Origin of the sequence: Kitasatospora sp. NPDC059803, assembly GCF_042732255.1 — a bacterium.
GTDB lineage: Bacteria > Actinomycetota > Actinomycetes > Streptomycetales > Streptomycetaceae > Kitasatospora.
On sequence record NZ_JBHWIJ010000007.1, the window covers coordinates 67412 to 69565 of the forward strand.

The following is a 2154-nucleotide window of genomic DNA, read 5'->3' on the forward strand; positions in this document are numbered from 1 at the left end:
GGCGGGCTTCCTCGCGCCGTCGGCGGCGGGCCAGGAGCAGGCGATCCGCGCCGCGGGCGGCGCCCGCCCCGGGGGCCCCCGCGGCCGCGGCCGGCTCCGCCACGACGGGCGGCGCCGGCTGCTGCCGGACCGCCGGTCCCCCGCCCGGGCCCGCACCCGCCGCGCCGACCATCGACTCGGCCCGGTCCGATTCCTGGCCGCGGGGGGTCAGGCCGCCGAACGCCCCGAGCGCCGTGAGCAGCGTCAACGCGGTGACGCAGACCCCGCAGATCATCGCTCCGGCCGCCCGCACCAGCATCGGCCAGCGTTCACCGGCCAGTTCGTAGGTCGCGGCGGCGCGCAGGTCGCGCCAGCGCTGGAGCGCGCCGCGGGCCAGCCAGATCCCGCCCAACGCGGCCATCAGCAGGGGGATGACGAGGAGCGAACGAACCATGGGACGCACCGCCTCGGGAGGAGGGCCGGCGCCGGACGGGACCCGGTGCCGTACGGGGGCGACGGCCCCGGCACCGGGGCACAGTCGGCCCCCAGCGTGCACAACGGGCGGACGGTCGCACGCGGGTGTGCCCGGCGCGTATCGATCGTTCACTCGAAGGTGGGACAACGGGACGGCTCCGGGAGGCCTACGCCGGGCACCCGACCCGACGGTCCCACCCCGAACGGCCCAGCGGCCCAGCGGCCCAAGGGCCCGGCGGCCCGGCAACGCAGCTCAGCCCGCGCGCAGCGCCACCGTCATCGCCTCGACGGCGAGCAGCGGGTCCACGTTGCGGTCCAGCGCCTGCCGGCAGGCGAGCACCGCCTCGATCCGGCGCAGCGTGCCCTCCGGCGGGCCGTCCTGCGCGACCCGGTTCAGGGCCTGCCGCTGGTCCTCGTTGGCGAGGGTGCCGCTGGAGCCGAGCTGGAGCGCGAGCACGTCCCGGTAGAAGCCGAGCAGGTCGAGCAGCGCGACGCCGAGGGTCTCCCGGCGGGTGCGGGTGGCCCGGCTCTTCTGCCGCTTCTCCAGCTCCTTGACCGCCCCGGCCATGCCGCGCGGCGCCTTGCTGCCCTCGGCGGCGCCGTAGGCGGCCTTCAGGTCGTCGGTCTCCTTGGCGTCCTGGGTCTCGGCGAGCGCCTCGGCGTCCGCCTTGGCGGTGTCGACGAGACGCTGGGCGGCGGCCAGGCAGCCGCCGATGTCGCCGACCTCCAGCGGGATCCGCAGCACCTCGGCGCGGCGGGTGCGGGCCTGGTCGTCGACGGCGAGGCGGCGCGCGCGCTCGACGTCGCCCTGCCCGGCGAGTGCGGCCAGCCGGGCCGTCTCCGGGTCGACGCCGTCGCGGCGGACCAGCATGTCGGCGACGGCCTCGGCGGCGGGCGTGCGCAGGACGAGCAGGCGGCAGCGCGAGCGGATGGTCGGCAGCACGTCCTGGACGGAGGGGGCGCAGAGCAGCCAGACGGTGCGCGGGGAGGGCTCTTCCACGCCCTTGAGCAGCGCGTTCGCGGCGGCCTCGGTGAGCCGGTGGGCGGCGTCGACCAGGATCACCGACCAGCGGCCGCCGGTCGGGTAGCTGGAGGCGCGCAGCACGAGCTCGCGCATGTCGCCGACGCCGATGGACAGGCCGTCGGTCCGAACGTACTTGACGTCGGCGTGGCTGCCGGCCAGCACGGTGTGGCAGCCGTCGCAGAACCCGCAGCCGGGCGTACCGCCGAGCGCGAGGTCCGGGCTGGTGCACTGGAGGGCCGCGGCGAACGCGCGCGCGGCGGTGACCTGCCCGGCCCCGGGCGGGCCGGTGAACAGCCAGGCGTGCGTCATCAGGGAGGCGTTCCCGCCCGGCTGCGGGCCGGCTCCGCGGCCGGCCGCGATCGTCGCCCCGGCCGACCGGGCGGCGGCGGTCAGCTGCTCGACCACCCGCTCCTGGCCCACCAGGTCGTCCCAGACGGCCACTGCTGCTCCCAAGCTCAGTACGGCAGCGCTCCCGGCGCCTCTTCCCCGCCGTCGAGCATACGTGTCCGCTCCGACAGCCACGGCGCCCTCCGGAGTGCCCACCACCGAAAGGAGGCGCCCCACCGCCGAAGGCGACGGGGGGGGCCCCCCCGGGGACGCCCCCCGCCCAGCCCCCCCCGCCGGCCGACCCCGGTCGCAACGGCCCGGGACACCCCCCCCCCCCCCCGGCGGGGGGG

General features: G+C 78.1%; 1 protein-coding gene and 1 pseudogene. Both read right to left on the minus strand.

The genetic code is table 11. The features are described from left to right. A pseudogene (locus ACFV6I_RS02345) lies at positions 1-433 on the minus strand (hypothetical protein); the annotation flags it as partial. A 273-nt stretch (positions 434-706) separates the two neighbouring features. Further along, positions 707-1918: a DNA polymerase III subunit delta' gene (locus ACFV6I_RS02350; protein WP_363370692.1), complete on the minus strand. Its 1212-nt coding sequence runs from the start codon at positions 1916-1918 to the stop codon at positions 707-709. Positions 1919-2154 lie beyond the last annotated feature (236 nt).